Source organism: Marinobacter similis, from assembly GCF_000830985.1.
In the GTDB taxonomy this organism is placed as follows: domain Bacteria; phylum Pseudomonadota; class Gammaproteobacteria; order Pseudomonadales; family Oleiphilaceae; genus Marinobacter; species Marinobacter similis.
The window spans coordinates 2808790-2833499 of record NZ_CP007151.1; the positions used below are offsets into that span (position 1 = coordinate 2808790).

General features: G+C 57.8%; 24 protein-coding genes and 2 pseudogenes. 22 read left to right on the forward strand and 4 right to left on the reverse strand.

Going from position 1 to position 24710, the window contains the following annotated elements; genetic code table 11:
- Window positions 1-80: 80 nt before the first annotated feature.
- From AU14_RS13075 to AU14_RS13170, 22 genes are all read left to right on the forward strand, one after another.
- Complete coding sequence (locus tag AU14_RS13075) at window positions 81-1451, forward strand: MFS transporter (protein WP_041341485.1); 1371 nt, start codon at window positions 81-83, stop codon at window positions 1449-1451.
- 58 nt (window positions 1452-1509) lie between these two features.
- Window positions 1510-2037, forward strand: a complete 528-nt coding sequence (gene ssb, locus AU14_RS13080) for a single-stranded DNA-binding protein (RefSeq protein WP_041341488.1) — start codon at window positions 1510-1512, stop codon at window positions 2035-2037.
- Window positions 2038-2406: 369 nt separating this feature from the next.
- The gene (locus AU14_RS13085) at window positions 2407-3168 is read left to right on the forward strand and encodes a type IV pilus biogenesis protein PilM (protein WP_236744068.1); all 762 of its coding nucleotides are present in this window, start codon (window positions 2407-2409) and stop codon (window positions 3166-3168) included.
- On the forward strand, window positions 3165-3770 hold the full coding sequence (locus AU14_RS13090; protein ID WP_041341493.1) for a PilN domain-containing protein: 606 nt from the start codon (window positions 3165-3167) through the stop codon (window positions 3768-3770). The genes AU14_RS13085 and AU14_RS13090 overlap by 4 nt, the downstream gene beginning before the upstream one ends.
- Entirely contained in the window at window positions 3770-4471 is a 702-nt protein-coding gene (locus tag AU14_RS13095; protein WP_041341496.1) for an MSHA biogenesis protein MshJ, read from the forward strand. The genes AU14_RS13090 and AU14_RS13095 overlap by 1 nt, the downstream gene beginning before the upstream one ends.
- A 1-nt stretch (window position 4472) precedes the next feature.
- On the forward strand, window positions 4473-4820 hold the full coding sequence (locus tag AU14_RS13100; RefSeq protein ID WP_236744069.1) for a hypothetical protein: 348 nt from the start codon (window positions 4473-4475) through the stop codon (window positions 4818-4820).
- Between the two features lie 17 nt (window positions 4821-4837).
- Window positions 4838-6547: a pilus (MSHA type) biogenesis protein MshL gene (gene mshL, locus AU14_RS13105; protein ID WP_041343977.1), complete on the forward strand. Its 1710-nt coding sequence runs from the start codon at window positions 4838-4840 to the stop codon at window positions 6545-6547.
- A gap of 1 nt (window position 6548) precedes the next feature.
- Window positions 6549-7388, forward strand: a complete 840-nt coding sequence (locus tag AU14_RS13110) for an ExeA family protein (RefSeq protein WP_041341498.1) — start codon at window positions 6549-6551, stop codon at window positions 7386-7388.
- Complete coding sequence (locus tag AU14_RS18695) at window positions 7385-7867, forward strand: hypothetical protein (RefSeq protein WP_052472047.1); 483 nt, start codon at window positions 7385-7387, stop codon at window positions 7865-7867. The genes AU14_RS13110 and AU14_RS18695 overlap by 4 nt, the downstream gene beginning before the upstream one ends.
- 382 nt (window positions 7868-8249) lie before the next feature.
- Complete coding sequence (locus AU14_RS18700) at window positions 8250-8597, forward strand: hypothetical protein (RefSeq protein ID WP_148312749.1); 348 nt, start codon at window positions 8250-8252, stop codon at window positions 8595-8597.
- 2 nt (window positions 8598-8599) lie between these two features.
- The gene (locus tag AU14_RS13120) at window positions 8600-10366 is read left to right on the forward strand and encodes a GspE/PulE family protein (RefSeq protein ID WP_041341500.1); all 1767 of its coding nucleotides are present in this window, start codon (window positions 8600-8602) and stop codon (window positions 10364-10366) included.
- Window positions 10366-11595, forward strand: coding sequence for a type II secretion system F family protein (locus AU14_RS13125; RefSeq protein ID WP_041341503.1), 1230 nt, complete (start codon window positions 10366-10368; stop codon window positions 11593-11595). Before AU14_RS13120 ends, AU14_RS13125 begins: the two co-directional genes overlap by 1 nt.
- Window positions 11596-11654: 59 nt before the next feature.
- The gene (locus AU14_RS13130; protein ID WP_148312750.1) at window positions 11655-12173 is read left to right on the forward strand and encodes a hypothetical protein; all 519 of its coding nucleotides are present in this window, start codon (window positions 11655-11657) and stop codon (window positions 12171-12173) included.
- 31 nt (window positions 12174-12204) lie between these two features.
- Window positions 12205-12741 carry a prepilin-type N-terminal cleavage/methylation domain-containing protein gene (locus AU14_RS13135; RefSeq protein ID WP_041341505.1) on the forward strand — a complete coding sequence of 179 codons (537 nt, stop codon included), beginning with the start codon at window positions 12205-12207 and terminating at the stop codon, window positions 12739-12741.
- A 35-nt stretch (window positions 12742-12776) separates the two neighbouring features.
- The gene (locus tag AU14_RS13140) at window positions 12777-13304 is read left to right on the forward strand and encodes a type II secretion system protein (protein ID WP_041341507.1); all 528 of its coding nucleotides are present in this window, start codon (window positions 12777-12779) and stop codon (window positions 13302-13304) included.
- Between the two features lie 117 nt (window positions 13305-13421).
- Window positions 13422-13868 carry a type II secretion system protein gene (locus AU14_RS13145; protein WP_041341509.1) on the forward strand — a complete coding sequence of 149 codons (447 nt, stop codon included), beginning with the start codon at window positions 13422-13424 and terminating at the stop codon, window positions 13866-13868.
- Window positions 13865-14365 carry a type IV pilus modification PilV family protein gene (locus tag AU14_RS13150; protein ID WP_330217902.1) on the forward strand — a complete coding sequence of 167 codons (501 nt, stop codon included), beginning with the start codon at window positions 13865-13867 and terminating at the stop codon, window positions 14363-14365. The genes AU14_RS13145 and AU14_RS13150 overlap by 4 nt, the downstream gene beginning before the upstream one ends.
- Window positions 14365-14799, forward strand: coding sequence for a PulJ/GspJ family protein (locus AU14_RS21785; protein WP_236744070.1), 435 nt, complete (start codon window positions 14365-14367; stop codon window positions 14797-14799). The genes AU14_RS13150 and AU14_RS21785 overlap by 1 nt, the downstream gene beginning before the upstream one ends.
- Window positions 14796-15143, forward strand: a complete 348-nt coding sequence (locus tag AU14_RS21790) for a hypothetical protein (RefSeq protein WP_236744071.1) — start codon at window positions 14796-14798, stop codon at window positions 15141-15143. The genes AU14_RS21785 and AU14_RS21790 overlap by 4 nt, the downstream gene beginning before the upstream one ends.
- A complete protein-coding gene (locus AU14_RS13160; RefSeq protein ID WP_041341512.1) occupies window positions 15133-15540 on the forward strand; it encodes a hypothetical protein in 408 nt (135 codons plus the stop codon). The genes AU14_RS21790 and AU14_RS13160 overlap by 11 nt, the downstream gene beginning before the upstream one ends.
- Window positions 15537-16715 carry a hypothetical protein gene (locus tag AU14_RS13165; protein ID WP_148312751.1) on the forward strand — a complete coding sequence of 393 codons (1179 nt, stop codon included), beginning with the start codon at window positions 15537-15539 and terminating at the stop codon, window positions 16713-16715. Before AU14_RS13160 ends, AU14_RS13165 begins: the two co-directional genes overlap by 4 nt.
- Window positions 16716-16848: 133 nt before the next feature.
- Entirely contained in the window at window positions 16849-19563 is a 2715-nt protein-coding gene (locus AU14_RS13170) for a LamG domain-containing protein (protein WP_158498320.1), read from the forward strand.
- Window positions 19564-19656: 93 nt separating this feature from the next.
- On the opposite strand, the pseudogene ntrC reads toward AU14_RS13170, so the two are convergent.
- The 4 genes and pseudogenes from ntrC to glnA all read right to left on the reverse strand — a co-directional run bounded on the left by ntrC (window position 19657) and on the right by glnA (window position 24549).
- Window positions 19657-21083 (reverse strand): annotated as a pseudogene (ntrC, locus tag AU14_RS13175) (nitrogen regulation protein NR(I)).
- On the reverse strand, window positions 21080-22174 hold the full coding sequence (gene glnL / locus AU14_RS13180; protein ID WP_041341518.1) for a nitrogen regulation protein NR(II): 1095 nt from the start codon (window positions 22172-22174) through the stop codon (window positions 21080-21082). Before glnL ends, ntrC begins: the two are co-directional and overlap by 4 nt.
- Before the next feature lie 256 nt (window positions 22175-22430).
- Window positions 22431-22955, reverse strand: a complete 525-nt coding sequence (locus AU14_RS13185; protein WP_041341520.1) for a DUF4124 domain-containing protein — start codon at window positions 22953-22955, stop codon at window positions 22431-22433.
- Window positions 22956-23148: 193 nt separating this feature from the next.
- Window positions 23149-24549: pseudogene (gene glnA / locus AU14_RS23925) on the reverse strand (glutamate--ammonia ligase).
- Between the last annotated feature and the right edge of the window lie 161 nt (window positions 24550-24710).

Genomic DNA, 24710 nt, shown 5'->3' on the forward strand with positions numbered 1-24710 from the left:
TCTGATACAATGCGCCGCCTGCGAAGGCCTGCCGCTTTTGCGCCCATCTGCTTCTCAACCCCAGCTGAGGTAGTGCTTCAATGAACGCGCTGGAAAAACGATCGGTTTCAGCCCTGGCGTCTGTCTATGCAATGCGGATGCTCGGCCTGTTTATGGTCATGCCTGTGTTCATGTTGCTGGGTAATGATCTGGATGGCGCCACCCCGGCGCTGCTGGGTTTTGCCATTGGCGCCTATGGCCTGAGCCAGGCACTGCTGCAGATTCCCTTCGGCATGCTGTCCGATCGGGTTGGCCGCAAGCGAATGATCTACATCGGGCTGGTTCTATTCGCCGCCGGCAGTCTACTGGCTGCCTCCACCGACTCCATATACGTTGTGATCGCTGGTCGGATTCTTCAAGGCGCCGGAGCGATTGCCAGTGTGCTGATGGCGCTGCTGAGTGACCTTACCCGGGAAGAAGAGCGAACGAAGGCGATGGCGACGGTCGGGATTTCGATTGGTCTGTCGTTTTCGGTGTCGCTCGTAATGGGGCCGTTGATCGGTTCGGTCTGGGGGCTGTCTGGCATTTTCTATGTCACCGCTGCACTCGCGGCTATCGCCCTGGTGGTAGTCCATCGGGTGGTGCCAACGCCGCATCAGCATCGAATCAGTGCCGATACCCACCCGGCCCGTGAGATGCTGGGCAAGGTACTGTCGGATCGCCGTCTGCTGCGTCTGGATTTTGGGATATTCGCGCTTCACCTGGTGCTGACAGCTCTGTTCCTTGCGTTTCCCTCTATCCTCCAGGACAGCCTGGGGCTGGCCAGTCGCTCTCACTGGTGGTTTTACCTCAGTGTCATGGTGACGTCATTCTTCGCCATGGTGCCGTTCATCATCATTGGTGAAAAGAAGCGCAAGATGAAGCCGGTGCTTTGCGGTGCCATCGCTCTGCTGATGCTGGCGACCGCGGGCCTGGCCAGTGTCGCGGTGGGATTGTTGGCGGCGTGGGGCTTGCTGTTTTTCTTCTTCATGGCATTCAACCTGCTGGAGGCAAGTTTGCCGTCGCTGATCAGCAAGGAGGCGCCAGCGGCCAGCAAGGGCACTGCGATGGGGGTCTATTCCACCTCCCAGTTTATGGGCGCCTTTCTGGGTGGGGCGCTGGGTGGCGTGCTGCTGGAGCAGTTCGGGCTCACCGGCGTGCTCTGGTTTATGGTCGCGGTTCTGGGGATCTGGTTCCTGGTTGCCCTGACCATGCCATCGCCGGGATACACCTCCAGTTTCGTGTTACAGTTGCAGCAGGCTATAGCTGGTCAGTATGACGAAATCGACGACAGCTTGCGCCGGCTTCCCGGTGTCCAGGATGTGGTCATTGTTGAGGGTGCTGCAACTGCCTATCTTAAGGTGGATCGGCGGCACTTTGATGAAGCGTTACTGGCGGACTTTTCCTTTGTTCGGCACGGTAGCAAATCTTGAAATTTGGAGACCCGCAGGGAGCGCGGGTCGTCCCTGAAAACAGAGTCAGGAGCGGAACATGGCACGAGGCGTAAACAAAGTCATTCTTATCGGGAACCTTGGTCAGGATCCCGATACCCGTTATACCCCGAACGGCAATGCGGTGGTCAACCTGAACCTTGCCACTGACGAGAGCTACAAGGATCGTCAGACCGGACAAATGGTGCCAAAAACCGAGTGGCACCGTATTGTGCTGTTCGGAAAAGTGGCCGAAGTGGCGGGGCAGTACCTGCGCAAGGGTTCCAAGGTCTACATCGAAGGCAAGCTGCAAACCCGGAAGTGGACGAACAAAGAAGGCCAGGACGTCTACACCACCGAAGTAGTGGTCGATATCAACGGCCAGATGCAGATGCTGGACAGCCGCGGTGAAGGCGGCATGAATCAGGGTGCACCCGCGGGGCGTCCTCAGCAGTCCAATTACAACGCACCGGCGCCGCAGCAGAACAACAACCCGCCGCCACAGCAGCAGTCGGGTGGTTATAACCAGCCTTCTCAGGGAAGCATGCCTGAGCCGGTGGACGACTTTGATGATGACATCCCCTTCTAGGAAGGGTTGTAGAGGCCTCCGTTTTCGGGGGCCTTTTTGTTAAAGCGGGGCAAAAGCAGGTGAAATTAGCCTATAAACGTGGAGTTAGGTCCAGTTTCTAATTTATGATGTCATTTAATGTAACAAGCAGTGCTATTACGCTCTAAAAAATAATAAATTAGGGTCGGCGAATGGCCCAGCATCTACCTGAAAGACCTTCATGACAAAACGCTCCATTCTTAAGAAGATCACCGATAAATTCAGTGGCTCTAATGGTCACCTGCGCGTCGGGCTTGAAATTCGACCTGACGGCATAGCCTGGGCGGAAGCTCCGGTACCACCATTCCAGGATTTGGTTTCGAAGATTGTCGGCCGGCCAAGCGTGCGCAGGTGTTACAGGATCTCGTTGGTAAGCGCGGTTGGACCGGCGCGATCACTACCCTGGTGTTGCCGCTGGACCAGTATCAGGTGTTCCAGATGGAACGCCCGGATGGTATCGACGAATCCGAGTTGAGCGACGCCCTGCGATGGAAGCTGAAAGACCTGCTGGATTTTAGTCCCACCGATGCAGTCTCCGATGTTTTTTCTTTCCCCGAAGATGCCTCCCGCGGCCGCGGCGAATTGGTCAATGTGGTTGCCGCGCGAAAGTCCCTGGTCAGCGAACTGGTTGCTCTGGTGAATGGCTCTGGCCTGCAGCTGGAATGCGTGGATATTGCCGAGCTGGCGCTACGTAACCTGGTCAGTCGGTTGGATAACAATCAGCGCGGCGCAGCACTGGTCCATCTGCGGGAGAGTTATGGCCAGATGGTGGTGTGCCGCGAAGACACCCTGTACTTGTCCCGTCGTCTGGATGTCGCCGCAGAAGATCTGCGCGACGCCGGCCGCCAGGAAAACGCGGTGCAGTCGCTGGCACTGGAAATGCAGCGATCCCTGGATTATTACGAAAGTCAGTTGGGGCAGGTGCCGCCGGCGATGATCAGGTTGGTGGCTCGCGACAGTGCGCTGCCTCTGGCGTCCATGGTGTCCTCTTATGTTGCGGCCGGTGTAGAGATGCTCGATTGGGCGGCGTTGGGGGTCGAACGGCCGGTTGATAGCCGCTGTCTCCCTGCCTGGAGTGCCAGCCTATCGAAGCAATCGGGGGAGCTGCCATGACCCAGCAAGTGAATTTGTACACCCAGGAGCTAAGGCCCCGGAAGGAAACCCTGCAGGCCGGCGCACTGGCAGCTCTGGTGGCCGTTTTGGTGGTTGCGCTTGGAGTTGCTTCAGCGTTTGTCCGCTACCAGAACAGCGAGCTTGAAGCGCGGGTAAGCGCACTGGAATCGCAGACCCAGACTCTGGAGCAGAATGTGGTCGAACTGTCAGAGCGTGTCAGTGCCCGGCAACCCGCACCAGAAATCCAGGACGCGCTGGATCGAGTTACTGAAACTCTGGCCCGTCGTCAAAAACTGCTCGAGAGAGTGGAGGGCCTGATCCTGAATGATGGCGGACGATTCTCTCCCCAAATGGCGGCGCTGGCCCGGCAAATCCCGAAGGATGTCTGGTTGACCGGCATCCGGCTCGATGCCCAGCCGTCGCTGGTGACTATCGAGGGTCGAGCGCGTTCAGGTGCGCTGGTGCCAACCTACCTTGAGAATCTTGGAAACGAGCCGGTCTTTACCGGGCAGACATTTGGTGCCTTTCGGCTGACGCGGCCCGAAGAGGGCCGCTGGATTGAATTCCATGTGGCCACGGAACGGGCAGGGGAGAACAACTGATGGCAACTTCCTGGCGCGATTCTTTGCAATCCGGTGCCGACCTGTTTAATGAGCGGCCGATACGGGAACGGGCACTGATCACCGTTACCCTGCTGGTGTTGATGTTGTTTATCGGCTGGGAGCTGGCCATTACCCCGGCCATGAATCAGCAGGACCGGCTCGAATCCCGGCTCGGCACACTGTCGGCCAACAGGGACAGCCTGTTGGCGCAGCAGCAGGGCCTGACCAATCAGCTGGCTTCCGACCCGTCCGAGACGTTGAGAGATCAACTGGACGCACGGCAGAAACGACTGGAGCGGCTGGATCGCCAGATTGCCGATGCCACCGGCAAGCTGATTGCGCCCAGGGCGATGGTGTCCCTGCTCAAAGACATGCTGGCGGCGCAGGCGTCGCTGGAACTCCAGACATTTGAATTAAAGACGCCGACGCCGGTGTACGGCCCAGGGGCTGAAGGGGCAGATGCCAAGACGACAGCTGCCGAACAGGAAAAGCAAGGTGGCCCGCTGCTGTATGCTCATGATGTGGAGCTCAGCATTCTGGGCAGCTATCTGGACGTGCTGGCGTATCTCAAGCGTCTCGAGGGCCTCGATAACCGGCTTGGTTGGGTGGTGTTCGAATACGATGCGGAAAACTGGCCAGCGGGTGAGGCTATTATCCGGGTTCGGACGCTCAGTCTTGAACCAGCCTGGTTGGGGGTGTGACATGATTCGATCGAACACGGGCAGTCGGCTCTGGTTCGCCCTGATGCTGTTAGGATGCGGCTTTGGATTGGCGGCGCCGGCCTCTGCACTCCAGGATCCAACCCGGCCCCCTGGCTTTAATGACGCACCGGCAAAAGCCGCGCCCCTGGCCGACCTTGCCCTGCAGTCTATTCTGGTAGGCGCGGAGCGTCGGGTTGCTGTTATTAATGGCGAGCCCCGTGCCGAGGGCCAGTCCTTCGATGGCATCCGTGTGCGCAGAATCCATCGGGACCGGGTTGAGGTTATCGACCGCGGGCGCGTTCGCACGCTGTATCTCGACAAGCTACCGCAGGTACGCAGAACCCAATGACCAATGAACGGAAAATCATGACTTCGATGAGACCAATGGCTGTCCTGCTGATCGCAGCGACCCTGACGGCGTGCAGTAACAATCCGCTCATGCGTACATCCAATGCGACGTCGACCGATGTGGCTGATGACATTGAACGCAGTTTGGCTGAGGCCGAGCGGCAGTCGGTAGCCGCCGATGTTGCTGACAATAAGTCCGCAGCTCTGCCTGCCGAGGTCAGTGCGGCTCTGTTGCCTCCTTTGTCTCAGGGCCAGGACCTGGACGAACGGTTTGATGTGAATGCCAGCGGCATTCCCGCAGGCAGTTTCTTCGAATCCCTGGTGGATGGCACCCGCTACAACGTGGTGGTTTATCCGGGGGTCGAAGCAGTCATTGATCTGCGACTGCGGGATGTGACGGTACCCGATGTTATGGACATTGCTGCCGACCTCTACGGTCTGGATATCCAGCGCAGTGGTCGGTTGTACAAAGTGAATGGCGACCGGGTTCAGACCCGGATGTTCCCGATCGACTACCTGCACTTCAAACGCAAAGGTGGCTCGGAAACCCGGGTTAGTTCCGGTCAGGTGAGCGGAACCCAGAGCAACAACGGAAATTCCTCCAACGGTGTGGACGATAACCGCGGTAGCGAGACTCGAAACCTGGTGGGCACCACCATCTCTACGGCAACGGAATCGGACTTCTGGTCCGACATTGATCAGGCCTTGAGCATGATCATCGGTCGTGCCGACGATAGCCAGGTGATCGTTAATCCCGGAGCCGGCCTGGTGATGGTTCGTGCCGGTGCCGACGATTTGCGTCTGGTGGAAGAATACCTTCGCCGCACTGAACTGATCATGCAGCGCCAAGTGGTGCTTGAGGCGAAAATCCTCGAGATCATTCTCAACGAAGGCTACCAGCAGGGCATCAACTGGTCTGATCTGCAAAGCGCTTCCAGCGTTACTGACTCCGACGGCCTGCCCGAAGATTTTACGGCCCAGGCGTTGAGCGGGCAGGTGATCCGGACCTCCGACATTGGCGGCCTGTTCTCGGCAAGCGTTCGCGCCGGAGACTTCACCGCACTCATCGAGTTGCTGGGTGAGCAGGGTAATGTGCAGATTCTCTCCAGCCCGAGGATTTCTACGGTCAATAACCAGAAGGCAGTGATCAAGGTCGGCACTGACGAGTTCTTCGTCACTGATATCGACTTTGATGATGACAATTCTGCCGTGACAGGCGCCGACAGTACCTCCACTTCGGTAGAGCTGACGCCATTCTTCTCCGGAATTTCCCTGGATGTCACGCCGCAGATTTCCGAATCCGGCAGCATCACCCTGCACGTTCACCCCTCGGTGACCGAAGTGGACGACCAGAACAAAGTCATCACCATTGGTGAGCGCGATGTCACCCTGCCGCTGGCGATCAGCACCGTGCGGGAAACTGACAGTGTGATCCGCGCTGAAAGCGGCCAGATTGTGGTCATCGGCGGCCTGATCCAGAACAGCAGTGAAGACACCAACTCGGCGGTGCCGTTCTTCAGCGACATCCCGGTAGTGGGTGAGCTGTTCAAGCAGCGCCGGTTCAAATCCCAAAAAAGCGAACTGGTTATCCTGTTGCGCCCGGTGGTCTCAGAACCTGCTCGAGTTACCGCGGACATTGCGGCCAGCCGTGAGCGCATGAATGTGCTCCGCGAGCTGCTGCAATCGTCGAAATCTGTTACCCCGGAACCGGAGAAAGCCCGTCGCTAGCATGTACGAAGCCCATTTCGGACTGCAGGAAGCACCGTTCGCATTGACGCCCAACACCCGTTATTTTTTGCGGGCGCCCAGCCATAGTGATGCGTTGGAGTTGCTGTTGGTGGCGTTGAGTGAGCGCGAAGGCTTTATCAAGATCACCGGCGAAGTCGGCACCGGCAAAACCCTGCTGTGCCGATTGCTGCTGAATGAGCTGGAACAGAAAGCGCATACCGCTTACATCCCGAACCCGCACCTGGATCCCGACACCCTGTACGAAGCGGTCGCTGAGGAATTGGGGGTTGATGTCTCGGCCTGTGCCAACACTCATCAGATCCTGAAAGCCCTGAACGAAAAGCTTATTGGCCTGGCGATGGGGCAGAAACAGGTGGTGCTTGTCATAGACGAAGCCCAGGCAATGCCGGAGGCCACCATTGAGGCCCTTCGGTTGCTGACCAACCTTGAGACCGAGAGCGTACGGCTGCTGCAAATCGTTCTGTTCGGGCAACCGGAGCTGGACGCCCTGCTGCAGAAAGACAGCCTGCGCCAGTTGCGCCAGCGCATTACTTTCCATTACCGGCTAGCCCCGCTGGATCGACAGTCGGTGGCCCAGTACCTGCGCCACCGCGTGTCTCTGGCTGGCTATAACGGCGGTGACCTGTTCTCAGCTGCGGCGTTGCGTCTGATTACCCGATCGTCTGGAGGCATTCCCAGGTTGGTGAACATACTGGCGCATAAGGCCATGCTGTCCGCCTGGGGCGTGGGTGATCGGCAGGTGAATCGTCGGCACGTGGCCCGGGCGATTCGCGACACGGAAAGCGTCCGGTATCCCGGCTTGTTGGCGAGGTGGCTATGAGTCTGCTCAATGATGCTCTGCGAGCCGCCGAACAGCGTCAGGGCCGCCCGGATGTTTCGACTGCCTACACCGGTCAGGTAAATCGTCAGCCCGCGGCTCATCGCTGGTTGGTTCCGGTTATGGCGTTACTGCTGGTCATTCTTGTGGTCGTCGCTGTGTATGGCTATTTCTTCCGTGCACCGGTTACCCAAAGTCAGGTCACAGAGCGCACCGAAAATGCGCAAAACGAGACTGCGGATGAACCGATGCCCGCAGAAACCCCAGTAGTGTCGAAGCAAGTGAGCGACCCTGCGCCGAAAGCAGAACCCGAATCCGAACTCGCGCAAACGCCTGAACCGAAGCGATGCTGGCAGCGAATTCAGATGATAGCCCAGTATCTGACACGGCGCCGGCGTCAGAAGCCACCCGCCCAGAGCCCGAAGCTGTCTCCCCAGAGCCACAAGCCGAGCCTGAGATTACCGACACTGCGCCGATATTAACGCAACCAGCGCCACAGCCACGCGCGCCATCCAATAAAGCTGAGGCAAAACGCCAGCCTGAGGAACCTGCAAAGATAGCCTCCCAGCCGGCTGAACCGACGCCGGAGCCCGAGCTCGAATCTGCAGGGGCTCAGGCGCCGGCGGTCAAACAGGTTCGCGAGACCGCGGAGACCATCGATCTGCGGGTGAGCCGGGAAATTGCCCGGCTGCTGCGAGCGGGTGAATCGAGAGCGGCTGAACAGAGACTAACGGACGTGGCCTCTGATCAAGTGGCACCGGTGAGTCGGGGCGTCTACGCTCGGGCCATGTTGGTGCAGGATTCTCCAGGGCGGGCGCTGCCTTGGGTCTCCGGCGAGGAAGCCAGGGCTTCCCTGAGTTACGTTTGCTAAGAGCCCGGGCATTGCTGTCGATGGGCCGGTTGAATGAAGCCGTGACTACCTTGTCCCAGGATGTTCCGCCGGTGGCTGACAACATTGAGTACCGGATTACGCTAGCCACCCTGACGCAGCAAGCCGGCCAGAACGTTGAAGCGGCACGGCACTGGTCAGCGTTGATTGCCGTAGACGACAGCCAGCCAGCCTGGTGGGTCGGCCTTGCCATAGCCCTGGAAGCAGGGGGGCAGGCTGCTGGCGCCTTGAAGGCTTACACACAGGCGGCCCAGCTGCCCGGTTTGTCGCCGTCGCTGGCGGACTATGTTCGTAACCGTATGACACTTTTGCAGGCAGGATAGAGATGACGGAGCACAAGAAAAAAATCCGCATAGGTGACCTGCTGGTCCAGAATGATGTCATCACTGAACAACAGCTGATGACCGCTCTGCGGGAACAGAAGAACACCGGGCGCAAGCTAGGCCGTACCCTGATTGATCTGGGCTACGTGGATGAAGATAACCTGCTCAACATCCTGTCCCGGCAGCTTGAGGTTCCCTTTGTTCAGCTGCGGCACTACCAGTTCGATAATGAGCTGGTGAAAAAACTGCCGGAAGCGATGGCCCGACGTTTCCGCAGTATTGTGCTGGCGGAGCAGAGTGGCGACCTGCTGGTTGGCATGGCCGACCCCCTCGACATTTTCGCTTACGACGAGCTGGTTCGAATTCTCAAGCAGCCAATCAGGCAGGCGGTGGTGCGGGAGAGTGAACTGCTCAGCACCATTGATCTGGTTTACCGTCGTACCGAGGAAATTGCCTCGCTGGCGGAAGAATTGGAAGACGAGCTAGGCGATGATGCCTTTGACCTGGCCGACTTGTCCGCCGAGTCCGAAAGCACCGAAGCGCCAGTGGTCAAGCTGCTGCAAACGTTGTTCGAAGATGCGGTGCAGGCCCGCAGTTCCGATATTCATATCGAGCCCGATGAAACCGTGGTCCGGATCCGTCAGCGGGTCGATGGCGTCCTTCAGGAGCAGGTGATGAAGGAAAAGCGCGTCAACGCCGCGCTGGTCCTGCGTCTGAAACTGATGGCAGGGCTGAACATTTCGGAAAAGCGACTGCCCCAGGATGGCCGATTCAATATTCGTGTGAAAGGACGAAGTATCGACGTGCGGATCTCCACCATGCCGGTCCAGTATGGCGAATCGGTGGTGATGCGACTGCTGGATCAGAGCCAGGGCATGTTGAACCTGGATGCCACAGGCATGCCGGCGGAGCTAATGGAACGGTTCCGCCGCATGATCCACAAGCCTCACGGCATGATTCTGGTCACCGGGCCGACCGGTAGCGGTAAGACCACCACACTTTACGGCGCGCTGAGTGAGCTGAACCGACCGGAAGTGAAAATCATCACTGCAGAAGACCCTGTGGAATACCGATTGCCGCGAATCACCCAGGTTCAGGTGAACCCGAAAATCGGACTGGAATTTGCCGGCGTTTTGCGTTCTGCGCTGCGTCAGGATCCCGATGTCATTCTGGTGGGCGAGATGCGTGACCAGGAAACCGTGGATATCGGGCTCCGCGCCGCCATGACCGGTCACCTTGTACTCTCAACCCTGCACACCAACGACTCCATCAGCAGCGCCATGCGCCTGATTGATATGGGCGCACAACCCTTCCTGGTAGCCAGCTCACTGCTGGGTGTGGTTGCCCAGCGCCTGGTGCGGCGGATCTGTGAGAACTGTTCCGAAACCTATGAGCCCACCGATCAGGAACAGATCTGGCTGGACAGCTTTGATCTCGACCCTCTGGATCGGGAGGCCGGTTTTGTTCATGGGCGAGGCTGCTATCAGTGCAGTAATACCGGCTACAAAGGCCGTGTCGGTGTCTACGAGCTGCTTGAAATGAACGAATCCATGCTTGACGCCTTGCGTCGCCAGGACGTTTCCGGATTCACTCGAGCGGCTCGCCAGGGCGAGCTTTACCGCCCGCTTGGCCATTGCGCCATGGATTATGCCTTGCAAGGGGTAACCACCCTGGAAGAGGTAGCCCGTGTGGCCGCAACCTCGGAAAGCGACTTTGAAGACACTGCCGAAGTGCCACTCCTGGGTGAGCCTGAGGGGAGCATCGTCTGATGCAGTTCAGGTACCGGGGCAAGGATGATCGCGGAACTCTGCAGCAGGGGTCGCTGGTGGCGGCCAGTGCGGATGCGGTAGCTTCGGAATTGGTGCGTCGGGGCATTACCCCGCTCACCATTCGCGAGCAGCACGAGCAAGCGTCCTTGATCGATCGGCTGAACAAGATGCCGCTGTTCCGGCAGAAGGTCACGCTGGATGAGCTCATCGTTTTTTGCCGCCAGATGTACGCTCTTACCAAAGCCGGCATACCGCTGATTCGCACTATGCGTGGGTTGGCCGATACCACCCGGTCACCGGTGCTGGCGGAAGTGCTGGAGGATGTTACCTCCAGGCTGGAAGGCGGCACCACCATGGCGACTGCCATGCAGGCGCACCCGGACGTGTTTTCGGAGTTGTTCATCTCCATGATCCACGTAGGTGAAAACACCGGTATGTTGGACGACGCCTTCAAGCGGCTGTCGGAGATCCTGGAGCTGGAGCGAGACACAAAACGCCGGCTCAAGCAGGCTCTGCGTTACCCCACATTTGTGGTGGTTGCCTTGCTGGCCGCGCTGATGGTGGTGAACTTTCTGGTCATCCCAAAATTCGCTGCGGTGTTCAATAAGCTGGGCGCGGACTTGCCATTCCTGACGCAGGTACTGGTAGGCACCTCGAATTTCCTGATTGGTTATTGGTACGTGATGCTGTTTGCGGTCGCCGCGGGTGGCCTTCTGTTGCGCCAGTGGAAGCGCACGGAGCAGGGCGAGTTGACCTGGGACAGGTATAAATTGCGAATGCCAGTCATTGGTCCGTTGTTGGAGCTAATAACGTTGAGCCGGTTCGCTCGCAACTTTGCCTCCATGCTGGCGGCGGGCATGCCGGTAACCACCGCTTTGACTGTGGTGGCAGATGCCACAGACAATGCCTGGATATCCAAGCACATCAAAGACATGCGATTAGGCATCGAGCGCGGCGAAAGCCTGTTGCGTACCGCTCGTCAAAGTGGCATGTTCACGCCCCTGATCCTACAGATGATTGCCGTGGGAGAAGAAACTGGTTCCGTGGATGACATGCTCAACAATGTTGCCGATTTCTACGACGAAGACGTGGATTACGGCCTCAAACGGCTGGCGGAATCTATTGAGCCGATCCTTATCGTGGCCATGGGTGTGTTGGTGCTGATTCTCGCACTGGGCGTGTTCCTGCCGATCTGGGACTTGGGAGCCGCCGCCATGGGGCGGGGCTAGGAATAGTGAGCGCCTCCGACGCTGCTACTGATCAGGCCAATCGCCTATGGTTCCGGTTTTTGGTTGCCCTGATCATCATGGCGCTGTTGTGGTGGTGGGTACTTGGAGCCCTGGATCGCAGGGCTGGCAGCGTGGAACAGGTTGCCGTTGATAGTGAACTGAGCCAGCTCAGGGCAGCGGTTCTGATCAAGAGCGCAGAGGCAATGCTTGAGCGACCGCAGGGCTTTTATGCTCGTGTTGGTGGCAATCCGTTCGAGTGGCTAAAGCAGGAGTGGCGCCGCTATCAAGGGGGTTGTGACGGTAGCTACCCACCTGTTGGGCACTGGTGTTTTTGGGTAAGTGTACAAAAAGAAACAATAAATCACCCTAAAGGGTGGTTGATTTATCGACCGAATCGGCCGATAACCCTAGCAGGTCGACAGTTTGGTCCAGTTGCTCCGGCAGCTTGGCGTGTCACGGTTGAGCACGTTGGCGTTCCAAACGATGCCAGCAGGAACTCTGGCAGACGAGCCGGCGGCTTGTTACTTGAGATGGTTAACCCAGACACCGGTGAGCCAGTGTTGCAAGCGCAACGCTGATTTATAGAAAGCAGTGCGATGGAGCATTTGGATGCAGGCACAATCAATTAATGAACACAGCGGGTTCACGCTTATCGAGCTGGTGGTCGTGATCGCCATACTCGCAATTCTGGCTGCGTTTGCATTGCCTCGTTTTGCACAGTTGTCGGAACAGGCGCACCAGTCCAGTATCCGAGCCACGGCAGGCGCGCTCGCCGCCGGCGTGGCGTTAACCAAGACGCAGTGGGTATCAAATGGTCTCACTGTGGCGGCAACTAACGTGCAGGGCTTCGGCGCGGGTAATGTCGATGTCAGTGGGGATGGCTGGCCAACCGCGACCGATGATAGCGGTGACCCTAACAACCCAACGATGACTGAGGCGCGGTGCCAGCAGGTTTGGGTCGGCGTATTGCAGTCCAACGCGCCGACAGTCGCCACAGCAACACCCGCAGACTATGTTGTGAGCTTGTCGACGGACCCGGATGCCGGTCAAGGAAGTGACTGTGAGTTCACTTACCAGCCAGACGGACAGCTCAGCACCATTAATTACGACGCCGATACTGGCGAAATCACAACAACCATAAACTGATTTAACGCACTCAACACGACAAACGGAGCAGTACCATGAAAGCGATGGCCGCAATTCAAACAAAGAAAGAGAAAGGTTTTACCCTCATCGAGCTGGTGATGGTAATTGTGATTTTGGGGATTCTGGCGGCGTTTGCTTTGCCGCGGTTTGCGGACTTTGGAAATGAGGCGCGCGCTGCCTCAATCCAGGCGCTTGGCGGTGCATTGAAGTCCGCCTCGGGAATCGCGCATGCGCGGCAGTTGGCGGACGGCGCCAGTGGAAGCACTCCGGTAGTTTTGGAAGGCCAATCGATAGCAATGGTCGGTGGATATCCAACGGCAGATACGGACGGAATTCTCCTGGCCGCTCAGGTTGATGCCACACTATCAACTGCTACTGGTGGTGATTATGAATACAGTGGAGCTGCTGCTGGTGCGGGGACTACGATGACTCTGATTGCCAAAGGGTTCTCAGGCTCAAACTGCCAGGTCGAATACACGGCCGGTAACCCCGATCCCGATAATGATCCCGCCACAAATGATGCGACTTCATCAAGTGTTGTTACAGATACAAGTGGATGCTGAGTAGGGCGCAACAGGAAGAGGTACTCGGTTTCGTCTCGAGCATTGTGTAATGTGATGCAGGCGCGGGCTCTGGTAGCGGAGCGGGCATAAGGAGTCGGGAGATTGGTGACTGGGGGCATGTCAAAGTCGGAAGGCTTCACTCTGGTTGAGCTGGTCGCAGTGATCATCATTGCCGGAGTAGTCTCCGCTCTGGGGATTGGCCTTTTCGCCAACCGCTCTGCCTTCTCTCCGCTCCTGGCCACTCAACAACTCGCCTCCGCCACGCTGCTAGCCCAACAGGCAGCGCTGGCGGGCAATCCGGCCAACACCCTCCAAATTGAACAAGGCGGCGATGCCTTTCGTTTCACGGTCGGTCCTGGTACAGCTGTCCCAAGGGTATTCGAGCTTGACCGCGCCGGCACGTCCTTGAGCGTCGCCAGTGCAACCCTCCCACTCACCGTTTCTTTTGACAGCCAGGGCGCACCTATCTCAGGCAGCAATCTGGACTTCACCTTTTCCGGCGACAGCACCTTCAACACCTGTCTCAGTTCTCTGGGTGCGGTCTATAGCGGGAGCTGTCAGTGATTCTGCCGGCCCACCGCGGTGCCACCCTCGTTGAGCTGGTGATCACCATCGTCATCATCAGTGTGGCGATTGCCGGCGTTGTGGGCGCCTTTGCGCTGATTTCCGGCCGCAGCGCCGACCCATTGAATCAGACTCGCGCCGTGGAGCTGGCCCAGCTGTACATGGATGAGATCATCACCAAGAAATACGATGACGCCACGCCGCAGGGTGGGCAACCCCGATATACGGGGGGTTGCAATATCGGCCCGGAGGGCAGCGAGGATCGCAGCACCTACGACGACGTCGATGACTACAACGAAATCGATGCCGAAGCGCCGCGCAGCGCACTTGGCCCCATCGACGGTTATTCGGGGTTCACAGTGACCGTGGATGTCCAGTGTGCCGGCGGTGACGCCGGGGTCGATTTACCCTCGTCCCAAGCCAAGCGCATTGACCTGACCATCACCATTCCTGGCGGTGGTGACTTTGTGTTCTCCGCTTACAGGGCGAATTTCTGATGCGTCGCTCAACGGGCTTTACGCTGGTGGAGCTGGTCATCGTCATCGTGCTGTTGGCCATCGTCGCCACGATTTCGGTTCAGTTTGTCGCGCTCTCAACGCAGGGGGCCATTGATGTCAGCTCCCGCCAGCAACGCTCGCTGGCGGGTGCAGTGATCAGCGAACAGATCAGCCGGCAGCTTCGAGAAGCCCTGCCGACCTCGGTCAGGGCCAATGGGGCTTGCCTAGAGTGGATGCCGATCACGGCGGCGTCTAACTACCTAAACCTCCCATCGGGCGCGTCACCGAATTCATTTGAGGCCGTACCACTGCCTTCCAGCCGCTCGGCCAGTGGGCGGGTCGTGGTTTATGGCTATGGCAAAAGCGTGTACGACACCAGCAGTCCTGGGCCGATATCACCGCCGGCCACCATGCCCGCGGCTCATCGCCTGTGACGGTGACCTTCGACGGCGGCGCCACCCATCGATTTGCTGAGAAGTCTCCTGAAAAAAGATTTTATGTTGTCGACGATCCGGTCACCTTTTGCCAGTCAGGGCAATGGCTCTATCGGTTCAGCAGCTATGGCATAAACTCGTCAATAACCGCGGGGCCACCGGTGCCGGGAAGCGACCAGGAGGTTCTGACGGCCACGCTCCAGCCGGGATCACTGACGTTCGAAGTAACACCACCAACACTTCAGCGCGGGGCGGTAGTGTCTTTCTCGTTTGTTCTGGAGGACACCGCATCGGGTGAGACGACGGCGGTCAGCCAGGAGGTCCAGATACGCAATGTGCCCTGAACATCTTGCTTCTAAGCAGCGCGGTGCAGGCCTGCCGGTGGCGATATTTATCATCACCGTACTGGCGCTGATCGTGATCGGAGTGGCTCAATTGCAGCAGTCCAGCGGTGAGTCCGTCAGCTTGCAGATACAGTCCCAGCGTGCCTTCTACGCGGCGGAGTCGGGTGCGCAGATTGCGGTACGTAAGGTTCTTGAAGCGGACAGCTGCAGTGCCATTTCAAGCCCCTTCACTTTCGGCGCCGGCGCGCTCTCGAACTGTTCTGCAGCGCTGGGCTGCGAGTCAGTATCGGCGGCGATAGGTGGAGGTGGTAATACGGTGTATTCGATAGAAAGCGTGGGTCAGTGCGGTGCCGGGCTTGATAGTGCTCAGCGAATTGTCGAGGTCAGGGTGCGATGATGGTAAAGCAAAGCTTCGCAAAAATTGGTTTTTTTTTATTCGCGGTCTTTTTCAACCTGGACGCTATAGCCGCACAGTGCACCGACGTATTTCAGGCAAACGACGGAATCAACGAGGATTTGCCGGAAGATAGGCGTTTAACCTACGACTCTGACGACTGGCCTGATCCTGATGACTGGCCAGATTCGGGAGCCGAGTTATCCGGTGGTGACTACTATTTCAAAAAAGAGGAGTTGTCACAGGGTTACGAGTTGTCGGTCTCGCCGGGAGCGGCAGTGCGGATATTTGTTGATGGTGATGTGAGTTTCGGCAATTCTTCCATTATCAATACGCCGGCCTCTTCTGACCGGCGCGGTGAGCTGCTGTTGCTAGTTGACGGAAAAGTTGAGTTCAAAAAAGGGGCCGTTTTTACCGGAGTTGTTTACTCTGCAGGCGAGCAAGAGCTGAAAAACGATGTTCAGATCAATGGCATCGTCGCTATCGAGGATGACGATGGATTAGATCAAAAAAACAAAGCGGACGTGAACTATGTTCCAGAGACGCTGGATCCCCGTCTTTTTGATCAACTATGCGAGATCGAACAGCCAGCGACTCTGCCTGCGTTTGACAATTTTGAATCTTACTCTCCGGGGTCGATCGACGGTAACGACGGCGGCTCAAACTGGGGCGGCCCCTGGACCGGTCAGGACGGACAGGTTGTAGTGGATACCAGCGACTCCCCCCTCGAATTCGTCGATTCGGAAGACCGCAGAATACGCTCAGCGACCTCGCTCGAGATAGCCGGCAACGGTAACGAGGTGGTTACACGCCCGCTCGACGGGACGTTCAGCGGCGATTCGGTGTTTTTGAGTATGTTGGTTCGCTTCAATGGTGATCCAACGAATAATGATTTCGTCGGATTTTGGGTTGAAAACTCCGGGTTTGGCGCGTCTCCTCAGTTCGGTCTGAAAGTCAACGAAGGTAGCGGTGGGGTAAACGACTTTTTCGTTCGCCTCGACCAGACCGCCGACTATGCAACGGACATCGAGGTGGGTGAGACCTATCTGCTGGTTGCTCAGTACACCAAGGCACGGAAGATTACTTCAGTAACGCCAAGCTCTGGGTTAACCCTGCATGTGGCCCAAGCCCACCTACCACCGTGTCTGCCCAACGCAGCTCAACGAACAACCAGTTGAGAGAGTTTCCAGGATTGGCGTGCGCGCAACCAATTTTTCTGGCGATGATGCCTTTCAGATAGGTCAGGTCGCCGTGGGAACGAGCTGGTCAGATGTCGTGAAGTGCTCGCCCGGACCGCTTGTGGAATATCGGTTGGAGCAGACGTCCCTCGACGGGAGTTCTGGGGAAATAATAGATACCAGCGTTAATGGTAATAATGCCACTTCTGGAGGGGGGCTTATTACCCGCATTGAAGATCCGGCAATTGCTGGTAACCCCGGGACCTGCCGCTACGGTGACTTCGATGGCGTAGATGATCTTGTTACCGACACAAACGCCGGCGATTATCTGAATGGATTGGAGGCCATCACCGTGATGGCCTGGGTTTACAACACGGACGAGCTCGCTGGAAACGATCGAGGGGTCTTTTTCACTGACGACCCAAGCGGTCAAGACAACCGCTTGGGACTGCGCTACGACACGGACGGATTGTATGGCGACGGCAACAACGTCATCAAAGCCAGTGTCTTCACCGACGAGTGCGACGCCACTGACGAATGCCTCCAGGTTGAAACCGTCTCTGACGTTATGGTTCAAGACCAGTGGCAACATGTCGCCATGACCTGGACAACCCAAGGTGAGATCAAAGTCTACGTGGACGGAGCAGAAGTTGAGACCTCTGGAACTCGGGGCAGTGGAGGGACCGGCGCGCTTGCCAGTATAGAGCGTCTCGATATTGGTGAAGGCGCAAAAGGCGATCGTTGGCAGGGGCGCATCGACGAGTTCAGGATTTATGGCGTCGCGCTAACTGAGGCCGAGATTATGGCGGAAATGAGCCGTGCCTTCCCCTGTTCAGGTTTTGGTCCCAACCACATCAGGCTTTCCCACCCAGGGGAAGGGTTGACCTGTTCATCGTCGCAAATAACCGTCTCGGCCTGCGCCAATGAGGATTGTTCGGAATTGTTTGGGGAGCCCGTGGAGGTGGAGTTAACGTCTCCTTTTGATGGCTGGACGCCAAACCCGGTCACCTTCACCGGCAGAACGGATGTCGATCTCAGCGTTACTCAGCCATCCACCATCAGTCTCGACGCTAACGCGGTGAACCCATCGGCCCAGGAGCTGACGCGTTGCTTCAATGGCGGAACTGAAACCTGTGAGATGGACTTTTTTGACACCGGCTTTGTCATTAACGTGCCCGATCACATTGCCGCCGTCACTACAGCCAGTACCATTGCAGCGGTGCGCAAGGACGACGACAGTCAGCAGTGCGTGCCCGGGTTTTCGAATGAAACTCGCGAGGTCGGCTTCTGGTCTGGCTACTCTGACCCCGCGACGGGAAGTACGTCGGTCAGTGTGGATTCTGACTCGATTTCTCAAACCAGCCCCGGCACCGGTATTGAACTTCAGTTCAACGCAAATGGCATTGCAACGTTTGATCTGTCCTATCCGGATGTTGGGCGGCTATCCCTGAATGCCCGATACGAGGGCAGTTCCGCCAACGGCGATGAGGGTCTGGTAATGGCAGGCACAACCGAATTTGTAGTGCGCCCCGATCGTTTTCTGCTTGATGTTCCCGGTAATCCGGGGGCGACTGATGCCAATGGCGGCGTGTTTACCGCGGCTGGAGAGGCCTTTGAGGTTACCGTTTCCGCACTCAATGCAAACGGCGACCAGACGCCTAACTTTGGCCAGGAAGCCACGCCCGAATCGGTTCGCCTTGAATCGTCGTTGGTGGCTCCTGCTGGCGGCGATGCCCCGTTCGTTAAGGGCTCTTTTGGTGCCTTTGGAGAGGCCTGTGACGGAAGCGCGGCCGCGGCGGGTTCCGCTTGCGGTGAATTCAGTTGGCCCGAGGTTGGCATTTTCGCGCTGACGCCGCGTCTGGCCGCGGGGTCTGGTTATCTTGGAACAGAGGATGTAATCGGCACGCGGCTTGACTACGTTGGTCGATTTATTCCGGCTAGGTTCGACATCACGGTCTCGGAGCAGGGCATCGTTGAGCCTTTCTGCACAGCGGGTGCTGCTGATTTTGCCTACACCGGCCAGGACCTGAGTTGGGAAAGCGGTTTTGCGCCAATCATTATCGCGGAAGCGCGCACGGTCTCCGGTGGCGTAGCGCAAAACTATACCAGGGGTGGCTTCATGAAACTGGATGAGCTTGATCTCATCAGAGCGCCCGCCGCCTCTGACAGCTCGGCCATTGATGCACAGGGCGATCCGTTCCCGGTTACCGCGACGCTCTCCGGGATGGCGTTATCGAACCTCGGCGCTGGAAGAGTGCAGTACGTTTTTTCCGCCTCAGATACCCTGAGTTTTGACAAGGCTGTGGATTCGAGAGTAGCCCCGTTTACCCCCGACTACTCCATTGCGCTGAGCGCCCTGATGGATTCTGACATGGTGTCCGCAGCGCCTCAGACACCGGTTAACGTCAGGCCTTCTTTCGGATTTGATGTTCGATACGGCCGATTGAACCTTGAAAACGCTTATGGGCCGGAAATTTCCGGTCTCACAGTGCCGTTCAATGCCGAGTACTATACAGGAGCCGCTTTCGCGCTCAACGCGGCAGATAGTTGTTGGGCCTACAATACCGGGGCAGACGTGGTGCTGGATGACTCGGGGCTGTCCGGTGGCAGCACCTCGGTCGACTCAAAGGCTGACACTCTGGCGTCCGGGGTGCCGCCGTCTGGCAGCGAACTCAAACTCACCGCTCCTGGGCAGGGAAACACAGGCGACGTTAGCGTAACCTTCGGCGTGCCTAGCTGGCTAAAGGGCGATTTTGATGGCGATGGTGGCCTCGAAAACCCATCTGCACTCGCCACATTCGGCGTTTATCGCGGCCACGATCGCGTGATCTACTGGCAAGAGCGTTAGCGCCGGCCCTGCGCTTAGGCGTCCAGCCGGCCAGCAGGCCACAAAAAAAGGGGCAGCCCTCTCAGACTGCCCCTGAAAAACGAGCCCGGTGGCTCAATCGTCATCTCCTTCGGGGTGGTCCAGCCCCAACTCATTGATCTTCCGCGTCAGGGTGTTGCGGCCCCAGCCCAGTAGCACGGAGGCATCCCGGCGTCGGCCGCCGGTGTGCTTCAGGGCGGTTTCAATCATGATCTTCTCGAATTCGGGTATCGCATTGTCGAGAATACCTTTCTTGCCCCGCTTCAGTTCCTGTTCGGCCCAGTTGCGCAGGCCTTCCTGCCAGGTGGTGCCCACGGAGGGTGTTTCCGCCTGGTGCAGCAGTTCTGGTGGCAGGTCATCGATGTGGATCTCGCGGCCACTGGCCATTACTGTCAGCCAGCGACAGGTGTTTTCCAGCTGGCGGACGTTGCCGGGCCAGGGCAGGGTGGTGAGGTATTCCTCCGCGTCTGGGCGGAGGATTTTCGACTCTACCGCCAGTTCCTTGGCTGCCCGCTTCAGGAAGTGCTGCATCAACCGGGGAATGTCTTCACGCCGTTCTGCCAACTTGGTAGATGCACCCGGATAACATTCAATCGGTGAAACAGATCCTCCCGGAAGGAACCGGCCTGAACCAGCCTCTCCAGATCCTGGTGCGTGGCGGCGATGATGCGCACATCCACTTTGATTGGGGTGGTGCCGCCGACCCGGTAGAACTCGCCGTCGGCGAGTACCCGCAACAGACGGGTCTGGGTGTCGGCGGGCATGTCGCCAATTTCATCCAGGAACAGGGTGCCACCGTTGGACTGCTCAAACCGTCCCTGACGTGCCGCGCCGGCGCCGGTGAATGCGCCTTTCTCATGCCCGAACAGTTCGGATTCAATCAGGTCTTTCGGGATGGCGGCCATGTTCAGGGCAATAAACGGATGCTTGGCGCGCGGGCTGTGATTGTGCAGCGCCTGGGCAACCAGCTCTTTACCGGTGCCGCTCTCACCGTTGATCAGCACCGTGATGTTGGAGTGTGACAGCCGGCCAATGGCGCGAAAGACCTCCTGCATAGCAGGGGCTTCGCCGATGATCTCGGTATTGCGCTGGGCGCTTTCGGCAAGCGGCTCGGCACTGGCTTTTTTCTCATGGCTGTGGGCTACGGCCCGTTTGGCCAGCGCAACGGCGTCATCCACATCGAACGGCTTGGGCAGGTACTCGAAGGCGCCGGTTTGGTAACTGGTCACTGCGCTCTCAAGGTCCGAATGCGCGGTCATGATGATCACCGGCAGATCGGGATGAGCCTCAACAATCTGGGACAACAGGGTAATGCCATCAACGCCGGGCATCCGGATATCGCTGATGATGGCGTCTGGTTGTTCGTGTTCGAGACGCATCATGATGCTCTCGCCACTCTCGAAAACCCGGGGCTGCAAACCGGCCTGGTTAAGGGCGCGCTCCAGCACCCAGCGAATACTGCGATCGTCGTCTATGATCCAGACGTTTGCCGGTTGGCTCATGGGGTTTCCTCCAAAGGCAGGAAAATGATGAAGTCGGTTCGGCCGGGCTCGCTTTCGCACTCGACCAGACCGCGATGTTGCCCAATGATGCTTTGGGTGATGGATAGCCCCAGGCCGGTGCCACTAGCTCGGCCACTGATCATTGGGTAGAAGATGTTTTGCAGTAGATCCGGCGGAATGCCCGGCCCGTTATCGATCACGTCGACCCGGCAGACCAAACGATGGCGCCGGTTACCGATGGTGAACTGGCGCAGGGCCCGGGTTCGGAATGTGATAGTGGGCGGTGCTTCATCCCGGTGACCGGTCTGGTTCTCAAAGGCCGCCTCCATAGCATTGCGGGCGATGTTCAGGAACGCCTGAATCAGTTGTTCCTTGTCGCCTGGGAATTCTGGAATGCTTGGGTCGTAGTCCCGGCGGAATAAAAGGCGACCTTTGCTTTCAGCTTCCAGCAATGTGCCAACCCGTTCCAGCACCTCATGCACGTTGGTTTCAGCCAGCTTGAGGGCCTTGTTCGGGCCAAGCATGCGGTCGACCAGACTACGCAGGCGATCGGCCTCGTCGATGATGACTTGAGTGTATTCGCGCTGGCCGTCGTCATTGAGTTCGCGGTCGAGCAGTTGTGCTGCACCGCGGATGCCGCCCAGCGGGTTTTTGATCTCGTGGGCCATGCCGCGCACCAGAATCCGGGTGGTTTCCTGCTGCGAGATAATGTCCTCTTCCCGGCTGATTCTGAGCAATCTGTCCCGGGGCTGAATTTCGACCAGCAGTTCAACCGGGTCCAGGTTGGTGGGGGTTACCGAGTAGTCCACCGTCAATCGTGAGCCGCTGGCCAGCACGAATTCGGCCTCGCGGCGGGTGTAGGATTGGCCATTTTCAGCGGCAGCATGGAGGGTTTTCAGGGCGTCTTCGGAATCAATCAGAATGTCATCGAACATCTGACCCTGGCTCCGGGTCATGCTGGTTTCGAACAGGCTTTCTGCGGCCGGATTGAAGTAACTGATCTTCAGGCCTTCCTCCAGAACCAGGACTGCTGTGGTCAGGCTGTCCAGGATGCGCTTGTCGCCATTTGTGGTGGCCGTGGGCAATGCCATGTATCAATCCCGTTGGTTCGACATTGTGAGTGTGATGACCTTCCTATCTTTGCGATTCTGCAAGAAGCGAACCACTTTGAAGGTCAGGGCAAAAAGAGTGGGCAAACTGCGGGCATGTGCGTCAAACAGCGCCGAGCTGTGCCGTACGCTGGTGCGTCAGTCGAGGGAAGTAGGTGACCAGCCCGGCAGTTGCGCCCTGTTGCTGGTCAGAGTATGGCGTGTTTGTGGTGCGAGCGCACCAAAATAGTGCGAGAGCTTAGTTGGCGACGGACGGGCGATGAACAGTAAAACTGATGGCCGGGCCGGTTTTCACCTGAACACCGTTTTCATCAACGATGTGTACGCGGGCATCGTGAGTGCCACGAAACACATTGCGGACGCTTACAGAGCCTGAAGTGCTCTGGCCTACCGGTTGTCCGTCCAGGGTGACCTCGTACTTATGGCCGGCCTGAAGGCCCGGAGTGCTGCGGACTTCAAACTGGATATCGCCGCTGCCGCTGTGAAAGGCCTGATTGTTTTCGGGGTAGGCGAAGCCAACGCTGTCGTACACCGAACCTTCGCGTTTGACTTCTTCACGCAGCTTGTCGGTTTCGCGCACATTTTGCGGCTTCGGTAGAGTCACGGTGGTGACGGGCTTGACCTCCACGGCCTTGGAGCCCTTCGTCGGTTCGTCGGAGAAGGTGACATTGCCTTGGGCATCCACATTCCGGTAAACCTCTGCGACCGCAGGGCCGGTTAGCAGGATCAGGGCTGCGGCGAATAGTCCGGTCCTTGGTTTCATAAGCACACCTGTGTTGATGTTTTATTCGATTATCTGCGGCCCCCGACGTCATTTCAACGCCCTTGAGGCAGGTTGTTAGTTACATATCGTTAAGGACGGCAGACACTTTTAATTAGGCCATAAAAAAGCCCCGCACTGGGCGGGGCTTCGTCACAAACCGGAGGGGCCGGTTTGTTCTAGCAGAGCAGACTGCTTAGCAAGAGTAGTACAGCTCGAACTCGACCGGGTGAGTGGTCATGTTCAGGCGCTCTACTTCGCCGCGCTTCAGGTCCACGTAGCCCTGGATCATGTCTTCAGTGAAGACGCCGCCACGGGTCAAGAACTCGTGGTCTGCTTCCAGGCAATCCAGTGCTTCTGCCAGAGTTTCGGCAACAACCGGAATGTTCAGTGCTTCTTCCTTCGGCAGGTCGTACAGATCCTTGTCCATGCATCGCCAGGGTGGATCTTGTTCTGGATGCCGTCGAGGCCAGCCATCATCAGGCCGCGAAGGCCAGGTACGGGTTGGCAGAGGCGTCCGGGAAGCGTACTTCGATGCGACGTGCTTTCGGGCTGTTCACGTACGGGATACGGATAGAAGCAGAGCGGTTACGGGCAGAGTAGGCCAGCATAACCGGAGCTTCGAAGCCCGGAACCAGACGCTTGTAAGAGTTGGTGGAGCTGTTGGTGAAGGCGTTGATGGCCTTGGCGTGCTTGATAACACCACCGATGTAGTACAGAGCCGCTTCGCTCAGGCCCGCGTAGCTGTCGCCGGCAAACAGGTTCTTGCCGTCTTTGCTCAGGGACATGTGAACGTGCATGCCTGAACCGTTATCACCCACTACCGGCTTCGGCATGAAGGTGGCGGTTTTGCCGTAGGCGTGGGCAACGTTGTGTACGCAGTACTTCAGGATCTGTACTTCGTCGGCTTTCTTGGTCAGGGTGTTGGCGCCAACACCAATTTCACACTGGCCAGCTGTACCCACTTCGTGGTGGTGTACTTCGATTTCCAGACCCATGGACTCCATGGCGGCACACATAGCGCCACGCAGGTCATGCAGCTGTCGACCGGAGGAACCGGGAAGTAACCGCCTTTAACACCCGGGCGGTGACCGATGTTGTTGCGGTCGAAATCTTCGCCAGAAACCCAAGCGGCTTCTTCGGAGTGGATGGAGTAGCCAGCACCTTTCATGTCTACTTCCCACTTGACCGAGTCAAATACGAAGAACTCCGGCTCCGGGCCAAAAAGGGCGCCATCGGCGATGCCGGTAGACTTCAGGTACTCTTCAGCACGACGGGCAACAGAACGCGGGTCGCGCTCATAACCTTGCATGGTTGAAGGCTCAACGATGTCGCAGGTGATGTTGAGAGTGGTTTCTTCGGTGAACGGGTCCAGGACGGAGCTGGAATCGTCTGGCATCAGAATCATGTCGGATTCGTTGATGCCTTTCCAACCAGAGATTGAAGAGCCGTCGAACATCTTGCCGTCTGCGAAGAAGTCCTCGTCTACCTCTGAGGCAGGCAGGGTCACGTGCTGCTCTTTACCACGGCTGTCGGTGAAGCGCATGTCTACCCACTTCACTTCGTGTTCTTTGATCAGATCAATTGTCTTGGACATTGTGCATGCTCCGTTAGTTATCCCGCGTTGGCGGGCAAATACGTGTTCGTTTTGCCGGATCGTTCAGTGTGACTGATATCCGATCTTTTATTCAGGCATTGCAGCTTAGCAAAAGCCCCAGCCACTTACCTGCAAATTTCGGCTGACTTGGGTAAAGCAAG